This window comes from Streptomyces chromofuscus (assembly GCF_015160875.1).
Taxonomy (GTDB): Bacteria; Actinomycetota; Actinomycetes; order Streptomycetales; family Streptomycetaceae; genus Streptomyces; species Streptomyces chromofuscus.
Genome location: NZ_CP063374.1, coordinates 3,235,492 through 3,251,127, shown reverse-complemented (window position 1 = coordinate 3,251,127; position 15,636 = coordinate 3,235,492). Strand labels below are relative to the sequence as shown.

The window sequence follows — 15,636 nt, the reverse complement described above, 5'->3', positions numbered from 1 at the left end:
CGCATCAGCTCCCGGGGGAAGGGTCGGGGGTGCCGGAGCCGTAGTCCTGGACACCGGCGGCGCGGGCCAGTTCGAGGTCGAGGGCCTCGCGGCGGATGCGCTGGTCGATGTAGAGGAGCACGGTCACGCCCGCCGTGATCGGGAACGTGATCATGGAGCCGATCACCGAGCCGATCCCGCTGATGATGAGGAAGGTCCAGCCGAAGTCGCCGGTGCCGTCGAGGAATCCGCCGACACCGTCGCCGCTGAGGGCCGCGGCGAGGAACGTGAAGGGGATGACGACGATCGCCGCGACGATGTTGGCGATGATCGTGGCGAGCAGCTGGATGCCGAAGACGCGCCACCAGGCGCCGCGGACGAGCTTGGCGGAGCGGCTCATCGCCTTCACGATGGACTGCTTCTCCAGCATCAGTGCCGGGGAGGCCAGGGAGAAGCGGACCATCAGCCACAGGGCGACCACGCCGGTGCACATGCTGCCCAGGACCGTGAGCGCGGCGCCGGCGGCGCCCGCGCCCGCCAGGGTCACGAGTATGCCGGGCACGGCGCCCGCGACGGCCACCCCGAGGGCGATGACGAGCAGCAGGAAGATCAGGCCGAACAGCTTCAGCACGCGGGGGCGTGCATCACGCCAGGCCTCACCGGTGGTGACCGGCTTGCCGAGGACGGCGCGGCTGGTGACGGTGGTCAGCAGCGCGGTAGCCGCGACGGTGCCGATCAGGGAGATCAGGAAGATGACACTGGAGCTGAGCAGCGCGTCGCCCAGGGCGCGGGTGAGTTCGCCGAGGGTGGCGTTCGGGTCCTCGAGGGCCTCGGCACTGGTCTGCTCGTCCAGGACGAACCCCTGGAGCAGGATGACGATGATCTCCGTGACGACGGCGACGGCGAGGGCGATGCCGAGTACCGTGCGCCAGTAGGTGCGCATGGTGGAGACGGCGCCGTCGAGGATCTCGCCGACGCCGAGCGGGCGGAGCGGAATCACGCCCGGCTTGGCCGCGGGCGGGGGACCGGCCCACTGGCCGCCCCAACCGCCGTGTCCACCGCCGGGTCCCGGCGGGTTGCCGTATCCGCCGGGGGGCCGACCGCCCCAGCCGGTGCCGGGCGGTGGGGGCTCCTGGCCGGGGCTCGGCGGGCCGGAGGGAGCGGACCACTGGGCGGGCGGCGGCTGTTCCTTGGACCACTTCGAGCCGGGGTCCGGCGCTTGGGGGCCTGGTCGGTCCGCGGGGTGCGAGGGCTGCGCGGCGCCGGGCCGGTCGGCCGGCTCGCCAGGGCCGGACGTGCCGGGCTCCTGTCCGTTGGACGGGGCGGATCCGGGCGAGGCCCAGCCCGGAGTGTCGTTCATCGTCGCTCCTTCACGGTGCCCTTCCGCTGTCGCGGCGGCAGGTTGGCAGCCATCGTGCCATGGGGGGTTCACCCATGGACCGGCGGCGGTATGCGCTGCACACCTTCAATTGTCCGTCGTGGAACGGGCAGACTGACCGCATGGCTGATCAGTACGCGCAATCCGGCGAGGACAAGTCCACCGGCATTCCGGCGATCCGCTGGGAGGAACCCCCCGAAGGACCGGTCGTGGTCCTTCTCGATCAGACGAGGTTGCCGGCCGAGGAGGTCGAGCTGGTCTGTACGGACGCCCCCGCCCTGGTGGAGGCGATCGGTTCGCTCGCCGTGCGGGGAGCGCCCCTGCTCGGCATCGCGGGAGCGTACGGCGTCGCGCTCGCCGCCGCACGCGGCTTCGACGTGGACGAGGCCGCGACCGCGCTGGCGGGAGCCCGGCCCACCGCGGTGAACCTGTCCGTCGGCGTGCGCCGGGCCCGCTCCGCCTACGACGCAGCGCTCGCCCGCGGTGCCGGTGGCGAGCAGGCCGCCGAGGCGGCGCTGGCAGCGGCGCGGCAACTGCACCGGGAGGACGCCGAGGCCAGTGCCCGGATGGCCGAGCACGGGCTGGCGCTGCTGGACGAGCTGCTGCCCGGCGGCGGGCACCGGATCCTCACGCACTGCAACACCGGGTCGCTGGTGTCGGGCGGGGAGGGGACGGCGTTCGCCGTGGCGCTCGCGGCGCACCGGGCGGGACGGCTGCGGCGGCTGTGGGTGGACGAGACGCGTCCCCTGTTGCAGGGGGCCCGGCTCACCGCGTACGAGGCGGCGCGCAGCGGTATGGCGTACACCCTGCTCACGGACAACGCGGCGGGTTCGCTGTTCGCGGCGGGAGAGGTGGACGCCGTGCTGGTCGGGGCCGACCGGATCGCGGCCGACGGCTCGGTGGCGAACAAGGTGGGGAGCTACCCCCTCGCCGTGCTGGCGCGGTACCACCATGTGCCGTTCATCGTGGTTGCGCCTGTGACGACGGTGGACGGGGACACCCCGGACGGGGAGTCCATCGAGGTCGAGCAGCGACCCGGATACGAGGTGACAGAGGTCGCGGCGCCCAACGTGCCGGTGACGGGTGCCGGGAGCGGAGTGCCGGTGGCGCCGCTGGGCACGCAGGCGTACAACCCGGCGTTCGACGTGACGCCGCCGGAGCTGATCACGGCGATCGTCACCGAGGAGGGTGCGGTCTCGCCGGTGACCGCCGAGGCGCTGGCCGAGATGTGCGACAGGTCGCGGGGAGTGGCGATCGGCTGAGAGGCAATGTCGGCCCGACCGACGCGCGGGCTCCGGGCCCCTCGACCTGCGGTGCTCCGTGGGGAGAGGGGCCGTGACATCTGACCGAGGGCAGACAGTAGTGACCCCGTACGACTATCGTCACTGGCCGGTGACCCTGCTCACCTGTGGCACCTTCACCGTTATGAGAATGGGATGATGTCGTTTATGAAGGGACGAGTCCTTGTCGTCGACGACGACACCGCACTGGCCGAGATGCTCGGCATTGTGCTGCGTGGTGAAGGTTTTGAGCCGTCTTTCGTAGCCGACGGCGACAAGGCGCTGGCCGCGTTCCGGGAGGCCAAGCCGGACCTGGTGCTGCTCGATCTGATGCTGCCCGGACGGGACGGCATCGAGGTGTGCCGGCTGATCCGGGCGGAGTCCGGGGTGCCGATCGTGATGCTCACCGCGAAGAGCGACACCGTCGACGTCGTCGTGGGGCTCGAGTCCGGAGCCGACGACTACATCGTCAAGCCGTTCAAGCCCAAGGAGCTCGTGGCCAGGATCCGGGCGCGCCTGCGCCGGTCCGAGGAGCCCGCGCCCGAGCAACTCGCCATCGGTGACCTGGTCATCGACGTGGCGGGGCACTCGGTGAAGCGGGACGGGCAGTCGATCGCGCTGACGCCGCTGGAGTTCGACCTGCTGGTCGCGCTGGCCCGCAAGCCGTGGCAGGTGTTCACCCGCGAGGTGCTCCTGGAGCAGGTGTGGGGCTACCGGCACGCGGCGGACACCCGCCTGGTCAACGTCCATGTGCAGCGGCTGCGCTCCAAGGTCGAGAAGGACCCGGAGCGGCCGGAGATCGTGGTGACCGTGCGCGGTGTCGGTTACAAGGCCGGGCCGAGCTGACGTGTCCAAGGACAGTGCCGCTTCGGCGCCCGGCGGTTCCGGGACCCGCGCGGGGCGGCCTGTCGGCCGGAAGGCGGCGGGCTCCCGCTGGGGACGATTCCTCGAGAGCGGGCTGCTCCAGGGCGGAGTCCAGGGCAGCCCGGTCCTGAGGCTGTTCGCGCGCTGGGTGCGACGTCCGCTGCTGCCCGTCATGCGGCTGTGGCGGCGCAACATTCAGCTCAAGGTCGTGGTCACGACCCTGCTGATGTCGCTGGGTGTCGTCCTGCTGCTCGGCTTCGTGGTCATCGGACAGGTGCGCAACGGCCTGCTGGACGCCAAGGTGAAGGCATCGCAGAGCCAGGCCACTGGCGGTTTCGCGGTGGCCAAGCAGCGGGCCGACGAGGCGGCGAGCGGTACCGGGGAGGACCCGTCCACGGTCGACGGGCAGTCCTCGCAGAACGTCATCCAGTGGATGAGCGACCTGGTCTCCTCGCTCTCCAGCGGTGGTCAGGGCGCCTTCGACGTGGTGACCCTTCCCGCGGGCGACAACAGCGGCGGCGGGCGCGGCCCGCGCGCCTCGGGTGGCGTCGACCCCAACAAGAGCGTGCCGGAGGACCTGCGCGCGCGGGTCAACGACAGCACGACGGCGGCGCAGAGCTACACCCGCATCATCTACAGCGGCGACAAGGGCACCCAGCCCGCACTGGTCATCGGCAAGCAGATCAACGATCCCAACGGTGACCCGTACCAGCTGTACTACCTCTTCCCGCTCACGCAGGAGGAGAAGTCGCTGAGCCTGGTCAAGGGGACCCTGGCGACGGCCGGCCTCTTCGTCGTCGTACTCCTCGGGGCCATCGCCTGGCTCGTGGTGCGGCAGGTCGTCACGCCGGTGCGGATGGCGGCCGGGATCGCCGAGCGGCTGTCCGCGGGGCGGCTGCAGGAGCGGATGAAGGTCACCGGCGAGGACGACATCGCGCGGCTCGGCGAGGCCTTCAACAAGATGGCGCAGAACCTGCAGCTGAAGATCCAGCAGCTGGAGGACCTGTCGCGGATGCAGCGGCGGTTCGTGTCGGACGTGTCGCACGAGCTGCGCACGCCGCTGACGACGGTGCGGATGGCCGCCGACGTGATCCACGAGGCGCGGGTGGACTTCGACCCGGTGACCGCGCGGTCGGCGGAACTGCTCGCCGACCAGCTGGACCGGTTCGAGTCGCTGCTGTCGGACCTGCTGGAGATCAGCCGCTTCGACGCGGGCGCGGCGGCCCTGGAGGCGGAGCCGATCGACCTCAGGGAGGTCGTGCGGCGCGTGGTCGGCGGGGCCGAGCCGCTCGCCGAGCGCAAGGGCACGCAGATACGGATCGTGGGCGACCAGCAGCCCGTCGTCGCCGAGGCGGATGCCCGGCGGGTCGAGCGGGTGCTGCGCAACCTCGTCGTCAACGCCGTGGAGCACGGCGAGGGCAAGGACGTCGTCGTCAAGCTCGCCGCGGCGGGCGGGGCGGTCGCGGTCGCCGTGCGCGACTACGGCGTCGGGCTCAAGCCCGGGGAGGCGACCCGCGTCTTCAACCGCTTCTGGCGGGCCGACCCGGCACGCGCGCGGACGACGGGCGGTACGGGCCTCGGTCTGTCCATCGCCCTGGAGGACGCGCGGCTGCACGGCGGCTGGCTGCAGGCCTGGGGTGAGCCGGGCGGCGGCTCCCAGTTCCGGCTGACGTTGCCGCGGACCGCGGACGAGCCGCTCAGGGGCTCGCCGATACCGCTGGAACCCAAGGACTCGCGACGTAATCGCGGCCTGGACGACGCCGGGCTGCCGCGTGGCGGCGAGAAGACCGCGACCGTGCCGGCCCAGTCCACGGGCAGCGGCCAAGGGCCGGTGCGGGACCCGATCACACCCCGGTCGGCCGCCGTGGCACCGACGGCCGATCCGACGGCGCTGCCCGGCAACGGCGCGCGCGTGGTGCCCCGGCCCGCGGGAGCGCATCGGCGGCAGGGCGAGCAGCCGGTCGCGGAGGTGGCACGCAGTACCGCTCCGACCGGCTCCGTGGGCGCCGGGGTGGAGGAGTCGAACGACCAAGGGGAGGCATTTCGTGGGCGCTGACCGCGAGGGGGGCTCCCGGCGCACGCCGGGGCGCGCGGTGGCGTACGGCGTGTGTGGCGTCGTACTGCTGACGGGATGCGCCTCGATGCCCGACAGCGGTGACCTGCGGGGCGTGGAGTCGACCCCGCGCCAGGAGACCCAGGTGCGGGTCTTCCCCATGCCGCCGCGCGAGGACGCACCGCCGTCGGAGATCGTCCAGGGCTTTCTGGAGGCGCTGACCAGCGACGATCCGCGCTATGCGACGGCGAAGCAGTACCTGACGTCGGCGGCCGCGAAGACCTGGCAGCCGGAGTTGTCCACCACGGTGCTCGCGGACGGGCCGGACACCCAGGCCGGCTCCGGGGGAAGCCGACAGGACGGCCTCGACTTCTCGTTCACCTTGACCGGCACCAAGGTCGCCCTGGTGGACGCCCAGCAGTCGTACACGCCGACCGATGGGTCGTACAGCAGGCAGGTGCACCTCGCGCGGAACAAGAAGAGCGGGCAGTGGCGCATCGACGAGCTGCCGCAGGGCGTCGTCATGGGCCAGTCGGACTTCCAGCGCAACTACATGTCCGTCAACAAGTACTATTTCGCCTCGGACTCCGCGGTGGAGGCGTCCTCGCACCCCGCGGCGGTCGCCGACCCGGTGTACGTGCGCCGGCGCGTGGACCCGATGACGCAGATGGTGCGCTCCCTGCTCAACGGGCCGACGACCTGGCTGGGACCCGTGGTCAGGTCGAGCTTCCCCACCGGTACGGCGCTGAAGAAGGGCGTCGGCACGTTGACCCCCGACGACCGGAACCGGCTGACCGTGCCGTTGAACGACAAGGCCGCCCGGGTCGGACCCGCCAAGTGCAACGAGATGGCCGCCCAACTGCTGTTCACCCTGCAGAACCTTTCGCCCGCGGTGGACGAGATCGAGTTGCAGGCGGGGGGTGCGCAGCTGTGCGTGCTCACCGAGGACGGGGCGGCGACGGTCGCCGCGCACGGGTCGGCCAGGCGCGCCGACTACCTGTACTTCGTCGACGGGGAGCACCGGCTCGTACGGATCCCGGCCGGCAGCCGCAGCGCGAAGGCCGAGCCGGTGCCGGGCGAACTGGGCGAGGGCGCACGGGCGCTGCGCTCGGCGGCGGTCTCCCGCGACGAGCACACCGCGGCCGGTGTCGCCCTGGACGGCAAGGCGCTGTACGTCGGGTCGCTCACGTCGGGCGGTTCGCTCGGGGAGCCGGTGGTGAGCAGTGCGGGCCGGACCGAGAAGGACCGGCTGACCACACCGAGTTGGGACGCACGGGGCGACCTGTGGGTGGCCGACCGCAACCCGGACCAACCGCGGCTGCTCATGCTCCCGGAGGGCAAGGAGGCGCCGGTGGAGGTGCGGGTTCCGGGGCTGGACGGGCGAATCCAGTCGGTGCGGGTCGCGGCAGACGGTGTACGGATCGCGCTGGTCGTGGAGAAGGACGGCAAGCAGTCCCTGCAGGTCGGGCGGATCGAGCGGGGCGGTGAGGACCCGGTGACCCGGCAGCCGGGGGTTTCGGTGCTCGAACTGCGGTCCGCGGCACCCCAGTTCGAGGAAGTCACCACGATGTCCTGGGCCGGTGACGGCCGGCTCGTGGCGGTGGGGCGCGAGGAGGGGGGCGTGCAGCAGATGCGGTACGTCCAGGTCGACGGGTCCGTGCCGGAGGTTCCGGCGCCCGATGCGCTGACCGGGGTGAAGGAGATCGCCTCCTCCGAGAGCGACCGAATGCCGCTGGTGGCGTACTCGGTGGACGGCATCGTGCAACTGCCGGACGGGGCGCAGTGGCAGACGGTGGTGAAGGACGGGTCGGCGCCGGTTTATCCGGGGTGACGGTTAGGGGTTGTTCGCCGTGCGGTGAGGGCTTGTCGGTTGTCGACCGCTTCCAGTGGTCGCGGCGAGGTGAATGAGCGTTCCCCGAATGCACGTTCGGGACGGTCGCTTTCGTCGGGCAGTGTGCCTGGCGGGGCGGCCGTTTCTGCTTGTCGGCTGCTTGTCGGGCTGTTTGGCGGGGCTGCTGGCCGGGGTTGCTGGTCGGGCATGGCGGGGCCGCTGATCGGGCTGCTTGGCGGGGCTGGGTAGGCCTGATGTCCGGTTCGGCTTCTGCCCGTCGAGCAGCACCGCGCGGGCCCTGCGGGGAGTTGTCCACAGGCGGTTGGTTGTCCACAGGGGTGGCGGGGGCGGCGCGGTCGTTGGCACAGTGATGGGCATGCGGGGGTGGTGGCAGGACCTCACCGACCTGGTGCTTCCGGCCGAGTGCGGGGGCTGCGGCAGGCCGCGCACGGTGCTCTGCCCGGACTGCCGTGTGGCCCTGTGCGGGGCTGCGCCACGCCCGGTGCGACCGGTGCCGGAGCTGCGCGGGCTGCCGGTCGTGCACGCGGCGGCACCGTACGCGGACGAGGTGCGGGCCGTGCTGCTGGCGCACAAGGAGCGCGGTGCGCTGCCGCTCGCCCGGCCGCTCGGCGTGGCTCTCGCGGGAGCCGTGCGGGCGGGTCTGTCAGGGGTGCTCGACGGGCCGGTGCTGCTCGTACCCGTGCCGTCGGGGCGCCGGGCGGTGCGCGCGCGGGGGCATGATCCGGCCCGGCGGATCGCTCTCGCGGCGGCGGCCGAGTTGCGCCGTACGGGGACGCCCGCTCGGGTGCTCGCGGTGCTGCGGCAGCGGCGGCCGGTCGCCGACCAGGCGGGACTCGACGCCCGGCAGCGGCTGGAGAACGTCGCGGGCGCGCTGTCGGTGGCCGCCGGCGGTGCCGGGCTGCTGCGCGCCGGTCCGGTGGTGCTGGTGGACGACCTGATGACCACGGGCGCCTCACTGGCCGAGGCGGCGAGGGCCGTGCGAGCGGTGCCGGCAGAGGGAACGGCTGGTTACAGCGGTGCGGCGTCCGGGACGCGCGGAGATGTGGTGACGGCCGTGTACGCGGGAGCCAATGGGGAAAGGAGAGGGGAACGGATGACTGGATCAATGGAAGAGAGCACGGGCCCGGAACGGGTCGTGCCGGGAAAGGCGAACCACGCCCCTGACCTGATCTGTGCTGCGGTGATCGCGGCACCGCCGGATTCTTTCGAAATAAACCGGAGCTGACTGCGAGGTTGCGTCGTTGCAGGTAGTGACAGGGCGAATTCACCGGAACGGAGGTACGCGGCAGTAGAGGGTGACGCCGTCCGTCCGGGCGAGATATGTTCGGTTGTGAGGGAAAGCCGCAGGCCACACCTCGCTTATCCGAATGCCGTGCCGCGGGTTTTCTGTAATCACCCGCGCCGGCCGGGTGGAGATCTTGCTTCTGGGGGAGGAGGTGGACGTCACCGAAGTCCGAGGTTCCGGGGCTGACCGGGACCTGGTGCACAAGGGAGATGCTCCGCCAGTGAAGCGGAGCGATCCGGGAACGGAGTTCTGCGTGGACATCGTCGTCAAGGGCCGCAAGACCGAGGTGCCCGAGCGGTTCCGCAAGCACGTGGCCGAGAAGCTGAAGCTGGACAAGATCCAGAAGCTCGACGGCAAGGTGATCAGCCTCGACGTCGAGGTGTCCAAGGAGCCCAACCCCCGACAGGCCGACCGCTGTGACCGGGTGGAGATCACCCTGCGCTCCCGCGGTCCGGTGATCCGGGCGGAGGCAGCGGCGAGCGATCCCTACGCGGCGCTCGACCTGGCCGCGGAGAAGCTGGATGCCCGGCTGCGCAGGCAGCACGACAAGCGTCACACGCGCCGGGGGGTGCGCCGACTGACGGCAGCAGAGGTCGCCGACCATGTTCCGGGCGCGGCGACGCTCAACGGCAATGGCGGTACCTTCCTGGCCGACGAGCCGGACGCAGTACCCAAGAAGAAGATCGGCTCGCTGGAAGTACAGGGCGAAGGCCCCCTCGTCGTTCGTGAGAAGACACACGCCGCAGCACCCATGACTCTCGACCAGGCGCTCTACGAGATGGAGCTGGTCGGGCACGACTTCTATCTGTTCGTCGACTCCGAGACGAAGGAACCGAGTGTCGTCTACCGGCGGCACGCGTACGACTACGGCGTGATCCACCTCAGGACGGACACGATGGTCACTCAGGCGCCCTCTCCTGATGCGGGGGGTCCGCTGGGCGGCTGACCTACTCCGGACGACAACTGATCCGGGTGCCCCTGGAGTGCGCGTGCGCTCCCAGGGGCACCCGTGTGCGACCACATGACCCGTCGCTTCGTCACCGCAGTGTCGTCCGGGCATGAAATCATGGCCGCAACGGCCCAACCGGTGGGCCGTTGCCTTGGGTTGGCGATGGCAGGACCACGGGCCACAGCCTTCAGGGGGAGGAACGATGGCGGACAGCTTCGGACCGATGCATGCCGAGGGCGCCGGCGACGGCGTCGGCGGCACGGGCCCGGACGGGGGTGCCGCGCGCCAGGAGCCCATCCGTGTCCTGGTGGTGGACGACCACGCTCTCTTCCGACGGGGCCTGGAGATCGTGCTCGCGGCCGAGGAGGACATCCAGGTCGTGGGGGAGGCGGGCGACGGGGCCGAGGCCGTGGAGAAGGCCGCCGACCTGCTGCCGGACATCGTCCTGATGGACGTACGGATGCCGAAGCGGGGCGGGATCGAGGCGTGCACCTCCATCAAGGAGGTGGCCCCCAGCGCCAAGATCATCATGCTGACGATCAGCGACGAGGAAGCCGACCTCTACGACGCCATCAAGGCGGGGGCCACCGGATACCTCCTGAAGGAGATCTCCACGGACGAGGTGGCCACGGCGATCCGCGCGGTGGCCGACGGGCAGTCGCAGATCAGTCCGTCCATGGCGTCGAAGCTGCTGACCGAGTTCAAGTCGATGATCCAGCGGACCGACGAGCGGCGGCTGGTGCCCGCGCCCCGGCTGACCGACCGCGAGCTGGAAGTGCTCAAGCTGGTCGCCACGGGGATGAACAACCGGGACATCGCCAAGGAGTTGTTCATCTCGGAGAACACCGTGAAGAACCACGTGCGCAACATCCTGGAGAAGCTGCAGCTGCACTCCAGGATGGAGGCGGTGGTGTACGCGATGCGCGAGAAGATCCTCGAGATCCGCTGACTGCGGCCGTCCTCTTCCCGCCCCAGCACTCGGGTCAGCCGACGAGTCGGGCGAGTTCCCCGATGAGCGGCTCGCGCAGATCCGGGGCGTCCACTCGTTCCACACGGACGTGCGTGCAGTCCACCCAGCTCGCCGCCTCGGTCAGGGCCTGGGCCACCGCCGCCACCGCCTTCGGGCCGTCCAGCGTGACCTGCTTGGCCACCAGGGTGCGGCCCTCGCGGGCCGGGTCCACACGGCCCACCAGGCGGCCACCCGAGAGCACGGGCATCGCGAAGTAGCCGTGGACCCGCTTGGGCTTGGGGACGTAGGCCTCCAGGCGGTGGGTGAAGCCGAAGACGCGCTCGGTGCGGGCGCGCTCCCAGATCAGGGAGTCGAACGGGGACAGCAGGGTGGTGCGGTGGCGGCCGCGCGGCGGCGTCCGCAGGGCCGTCGGGTCCGCCCAGGCCGGCTTGCCCCAGCCCTCGACGGTGACCGGGACCAGGCCCGAGTCGGCGATCACCGCGTCGACCTGCTCAGCCCTGAGGCGGTGGTAGTCGGCGAGGTCCGCGCGCGTGCCGACGCCGAGCGACTGGCCCGCCAGACGGACCAGGCGGCGAAGGCACTCGGTGTCGTCGAGTTCGTCGTGCAGCAGGTCCTCGGGGACCGCGCGTTCGGCGAGGTCGTAGACGCGCTTCCAGCCGCGGCGCTCCACGCACACCACCTCGCCGTACATCAGGGCGCGTTCCACGGCGACCTTCGTGCCGGACCAGTCCCACCACTCGCTGGTCCGCTTGGCCCCGCCCAGCTCCGTGGCCGTGAGGGGGCCCTCGGCGCGCAGCTGCTTGATGACCTGGTCGTACACGCCGTCCGGGAGCTCGTGGTTCCAGTGGGGGCGGTTGCGGTAGGCGCGACGGCGGAACGCGAAGTGGGGCCACTCCTCGATGGGGAGGATGCACGCGGCGTGCGACCAGTACTCGAACGCGTGAGGCCGTGCCGCAGGCGCTCCCGCGGCCGTCGGCTTCCAGTACGCGTCCTCGACGGTCCTGCGGCCGACCGCGCCCAGGCGGGCGTACGGGACGAGCTCGTGGGAGCGGGCGAGGACGGAGATGGTGTCGAGCTGGATCGCACCCAGGTGGCGGAGTGTCCCGCGCACGCCTGCCCTGCGGTCGGGCGCGCCGAGGAAGCCCTGGGCGCGAAGGGCGATGCGTCGGGCTTCGGCTGCGGAGAGTTCCACGGGGCGCGGGATCGTCATGCCGTCGAACGATAGGGGGTGGGACTGACAGTGCGGGACGAGCTGGGGTTTTGTGAAGGGGCCGCCCGAGACCGGCCTACGTGGCCGGCGCCCGGGCCGGCAGGTACGGCGCCGCCGACGGCAGCCCCAGGTCCGAGGGCAGCAGGGAGCCCACCCAGCAGTCGCGGCGTACGCCGTTGTTGTTGAGGGCCGCCCTCAGGGTGCCCTCCATGGTGAAGCCGGCGTTCTCGGCCACCGCGCGGGAGGCGGTGTTGCCCACCTCGGCGCGCCACTCCAGGCGGTCCACGCTCTGCTGGACGAAGGCCCAGCGGGAGGCGGCGCGGGTGGCCTCGGTCATGTAGCCGTTCCCCCGGTGCCGCCTGGCCGTCCAGAAACCGATCTCGCCCACCCCCAGGGAGCGCATGGTGACGCCGAGCATGCCGGCCAGTTCCCCGTCGGGGAGGAAGAGGCCGAAGGTGAACATCGAGCCGTCGGCCCAGCCCCGGGGGACGTCGTGCTCGGTGAAGGACCGGGCGTGCTCGCGGAGATAGGGCGAGGGGATCGTCGTCCAGCGCTGGATGTCCGTGTCCTGGCACGCGGCGTACACGGCGTCGGTGTCGTCCGGGCCCACGGTGCGCAGCCGGAGGCGAGGGGTGGGAATCGTGTCGGGCTCCATCGCCCGATTCTGCTCGTGCGGGCGGGTGCGCCGCCATCGCTTTGGCCGTGCGTGAGCGCGCCATCACGATTCGCGCAAATCGTCGGCGTGACGCGGCACCATCCGGGGCCCTGGTCCGTTGTCCCGTGTGAAGACAGATTCGACGGCGATTCTCGAAGGCAGTTCGACGGAAGATCCGACCCCGAAGCACGACGGCGGACCGTGATGGTCCGGCAGGCCTCCCGGCGCGGCCGGGTCCTCGCATACGATGGCCGTTGCTCAGTACGTCAGAAGGAAACCGACCGTCCCAGGCCCGACCGGCAAGGAGACCAACCCCCGTGTCCGTCCTCTCGAAGATCATGCGTGCAGGCGAAGGCAAGATCCTGCGCAAGCTGCACCGCATCGCGGACCAGGTCAACTCCATCGAAGAGGACTTCGTCGACCTCTCCGACGCCGAGCTCCGGGCCCTCACCGATGAGTACAAGCAGCGCTACGCCGACGGTGAGAGCCTGGACGACCTGCTGCCCGAGGCGTTCGCCACGGTGCGCGAGGCCGCCAAGCGCGTCCTCGGCCAGCGGCACTACGACGTGCAGATCATGGGCGGCACCGCCCTGCACCTCGGCTACGTCGCCGAGATGAAGACCGGTGAGGGCAAGACGCTGGTCGGCACGCTCCCCGCGTATCTGAACGCGCTGTCCGGCGACGGCGTCCACCTGATCACGGTCAACGACTACCTGGCCGAACGCGACTCCGAGATGATGGGCCGCGTCCACAAGTTCCTGGGCCTGTCCGTCGGCTGCATCCTGGCCAACATGACGCCGGCCCAGCGCCGCGAGCAGTACGCGTGCGACATCACGTACGGCACGAACAACGAGTTCGGCTTCGACTACCTGCGCGACAACATGGCGTGGTCGAAGGACGAGCTCGTCCAGCGCGGCCACAACTTCGCCATCGTCGACGAGGTCGACTCCATCCTCGTCGACGAGGCCCGTACGCCGCTGATCATCTCCGGCCCGGCCGACCAGGCCACCAAGTGGTACGGCGACTTCGCCAAGCTCGTCACGCGCCTCAAGCGCGGTGAGCCCGGCCAGCCGCTCAAGGGCATCGAGGAGACCGGCGACTACGACGTCGACGAGAAGAAGCGCACGGTCGCCATCCACGAGTCCGGTGTCAGCAAGGTCGAGGACTGGCTGGGCATCGACAACCTCTACGAGTCGGTGAACACGCCGCTGGTGGGCTACCTGAACAACGCCATCAAGGCGAAGGAGCTCTTCAAGAAGGACAAGGACTACGTCGTCATCGACGGCGAAGTCATGATCGTCGACGAGCACACCGGACGTATCCTCGCCGGCCGCCGCTACAACGAGGGCATGCACCAGGCGATCGAGGCGAAGGAAGGGGTGCCGATCAAGGACGAGAACCAGACGCTCGCCACGATCACCCTGCAGAACTTCTTCCGCCTCTACAACAAGCTCTCCGGCATGACCGGTACGGCGATGACCGAGGCCGCCGAGTTCCACCAGATCTACAAGCTCGGCGTGGTCCCGATCCCGACCAACAGGCCGATGATCCGCAAGGACCAGTCGGACCTGATCTACCGCACCGAGGTCGCCAAGTTCGACGCGGTCGTCGACGACATCGCCGAGAAGCACGAGAAGGGGCAGCCGATCCTGGTCGGCACCACCTCGGTCGAGAAGTCCGAGTACCTCTCGCAGCAGCTCAGCAAGCGCGGTATCCAGCACGAGGTGCTGAACGCCAAGCAGCACGACCGTGAGGCGCAGATCGTCGCCCAGGCCGGCCGCAAGGGCGCCGTGACCGTGGCGACCAACATGGCCGGCCGCGGCACGGACATCAAGCTCGGCGGCAACCCCGACGACCTCGCCGAGGCCGAGCTGCGCCAGCGCGGTCTCGACCCCGAGGAGCACATCGAGGAGTGGGCCGCCGCGCTGCCCGCCGCTCTGGAGCGGGCCGAGAAGGCGGTGCGGGCCGAGTTCGAAGAGGTCAAGGACCTCGGCGGCCTGTACGTGCTGGGCACCGAGCGGCACGAGTCGCGGCGTATCGACAACCAGCTGCGCGGTCGTTCCGGCCGTCAGGGCGACCCGGGCGAGTCCCGCTTCTACCTCTCCCTCGGCGACGACCTGATGCGGCTGTTCAAGGCGCAGATGGTCGAGCGCGTGATGTCGATGGCGAACGTCCCGGACGACGTGCCGATCGAGAACAAGATGGTCACGCGCGCGATCGCGTCCGCCCAGTCGCAGGTCGAGCAGCAGAACTTCGAGACCCGTAAGAACGTCCTGAAGTACGACGAGGTCCTCAACCGGCAGCGCGAGGTCATCTACGGCGAGCGGCGCCGCGTCCTGGAGGGCGAGGACCTGCACGAGCAGATCCAGCACTTCATGGACGACACGATCGACGCCTACGTGGCCGCGGAGACCGCCGAGGGCTTCGCCGAGGAGTGGGACCTGGACCGGCTGTGGGGCGCCTTCAAGCAGCTCTACCCGGTGAAGGTCACCATCGAGGAGCTGGAGGAGGCGGCCGGCGACCGTGCCGGGCTCACCGCCGACTTCATCGCCGAGTCCATCAAGGACGACATCCACCAGCAGTACGAGGCGCGTGAGACGCAGCTCGGCTCCGAGATCATGCGTGAGCTGGAGCGCCGTGTCGTGCTGTCGGTCCTGGACCGCAAGTGGCGCGAGCACCTCTACGAGATGGACTACCTCCAGGAGGGCATCGGCCTGCGCGCGATGGCGCAGAAGGACCCGCTGGTCGAGTACCAGCGCGAGGGCTTCGACATGTTCACCGCCATGATGGACGGCATCAAGGAGGAGTCCGTCGGCTACCTGTTCAACCTGGAGGTCCAGGTCGAGCAGCAGGTCGAGGAGGTCCCCGTCGAGGAGGCCAAGCCGACCCTGGAGAAGCAGGACGCGGTGCCCGCGCAGGCGGGGCCCCGCCCCGAGATCCGCGCCAAGGGCCTGGAGGCCCCGCAGCGGCGGAACCTGCACTTCACCGCGCCGACCGTGGACGGTGAGGGCGGCACCATCGAGGGCGACTTCAGCGAGGACGGCGAGCCCGTGCGCTCGTCGGCCGACGGCCTCACGCGCGCGGAGCGCCGCAAGCAGGCCAAGGGCGGACGCCGCCGCAAGAAGTGACACCGTCCAGGAATGTCGAAGCGGTCGAAGCGG

Annotated in this window: 11 protein-coding genes; 8 read left to right on the top strand and 3 right to left on the bottom strand. The window is 70.7% G+C overall.

The window, feature by feature from the left end:
- Positions 1-4 precede the first annotated feature (4 nt).
- Positions 5-1,339: a glycerophosphoryl diester phosphodiesterase membrane domain-containing protein gene (locus IPT68_RS14565; RefSeq protein WP_189699191.1), complete on the bottom strand. Its 1,335-nt coding sequence runs from the start codon at positions 1,337-1,339 to the stop codon at positions 5-7.
- 140 nt (positions 1,340-1,479) lie between these two features.
- Between IPT68_RS14565 and mtnA the strand changes: the two genes are divergently transcribed.
- The 7 genes from mtnA to IPT68_RS14530 all read left to right on the top strand — a co-directional run bounded on the left by mtnA (position 1,480) and on the right by IPT68_RS14530 (position 10,589).
- Positions 1,480-2,619, top strand: a complete 1,140-nt coding sequence (mtnA, locus tag IPT68_RS14560) for an S-methyl-5-thioribose-1-phosphate isomerase (protein ID WP_189699190.1) — start codon at positions 1,480-1,482, stop codon at positions 2,617-2,619.
- 174 nt (positions 2,620-2,793) lie between these two features.
- Entirely contained in the window at positions 2,794-3,483 is a 690-nt protein-coding gene (mtrA, locus tag IPT68_RS14555; protein ID WP_187283109.1) for a two-component system response regulator MtrA, read from the top strand.
- A 1-nt stretch (position 3,484) separates the two neighbouring features.
- On the top strand, positions 3,485-5,557 hold the full coding sequence (mtrB, locus tag IPT68_RS14550) for an MtrAB system histidine kinase MtrB (RefSeq protein ID WP_189699189.1): 2,073 nt from the start codon (positions 3,485-3,487) through the stop codon (positions 5,555-5,557).
- Positions 5,547-7,385: an LpqB family beta-propeller domain-containing protein gene (locus IPT68_RS14545; RefSeq protein WP_189699188.1), complete on the top strand. Its 1,839-nt coding sequence runs from the start codon at positions 5,547-5,549 to the stop codon at positions 7,383-7,385. Before mtrB ends, IPT68_RS14545 begins: the two co-directional genes overlap by 11 nt.
- 376 nt (positions 7,386-7,761) lie before the next feature.
- Entirely contained in the window at positions 7,762-8,631 is an 870-nt protein-coding gene (locus IPT68_RS14540; protein WP_189699187.1) for a ComF family protein, read from the top strand.
- Between the two features lie 313 nt (positions 8,632-8,944).
- Positions 8,945-9,637: a ribosome hibernation-promoting factor, HPF/YfiA family gene (hpf, locus tag IPT68_RS14535; RefSeq protein ID WP_228040461.1), complete on the top strand. Its 693-nt coding sequence runs from the start codon at positions 8,945-8,947 to the stop codon at positions 9,635-9,637.
- Between the two features lie 205 nt (positions 9,638-9,842).
- Positions 9,843-10,589, top strand: coding sequence for a response regulator (locus IPT68_RS14530; protein WP_189699185.1), 747 nt, complete (start codon positions 9,843-9,845; stop codon positions 10,587-10,589).
- Positions 10,590-10,623: 34 nt separating this feature from the next.
- Here IPT68_RS14530 and IPT68_RS14525 read toward each other — a convergent pair whose 3' ends face one another.
- A complete protein-coding gene (locus IPT68_RS14525) occupies positions 10,624-11,820 on the bottom strand; it encodes a winged helix-turn-helix domain-containing protein (RefSeq protein ID WP_189699184.1) in 1,197 nt (398 codons plus the stop codon).
- A 76-nt stretch (positions 11,821-11,896) separates the two neighbouring features.
- Positions 11,897-12,475, bottom strand: a complete 579-nt coding sequence (locus IPT68_RS14520; RefSeq protein WP_189699183.1) for a GNAT family N-acetyltransferase — start codon at positions 12,473-12,475, stop codon at positions 11,897-11,899.
- A gap of 317 nt (positions 12,476-12,792) precedes the next feature.
- Between IPT68_RS14520 and secA the strand changes: the two genes are divergently transcribed.
- A complete protein-coding gene (gene secA, locus IPT68_RS14515) occupies positions 12,793-15,603 on the top strand; it encodes a preprotein translocase subunit SecA (RefSeq protein WP_189699182.1) in 2,811 nt (936 codons plus the stop codon).
- Positions 15,604-15,636 lie beyond the last annotated feature (33 nt).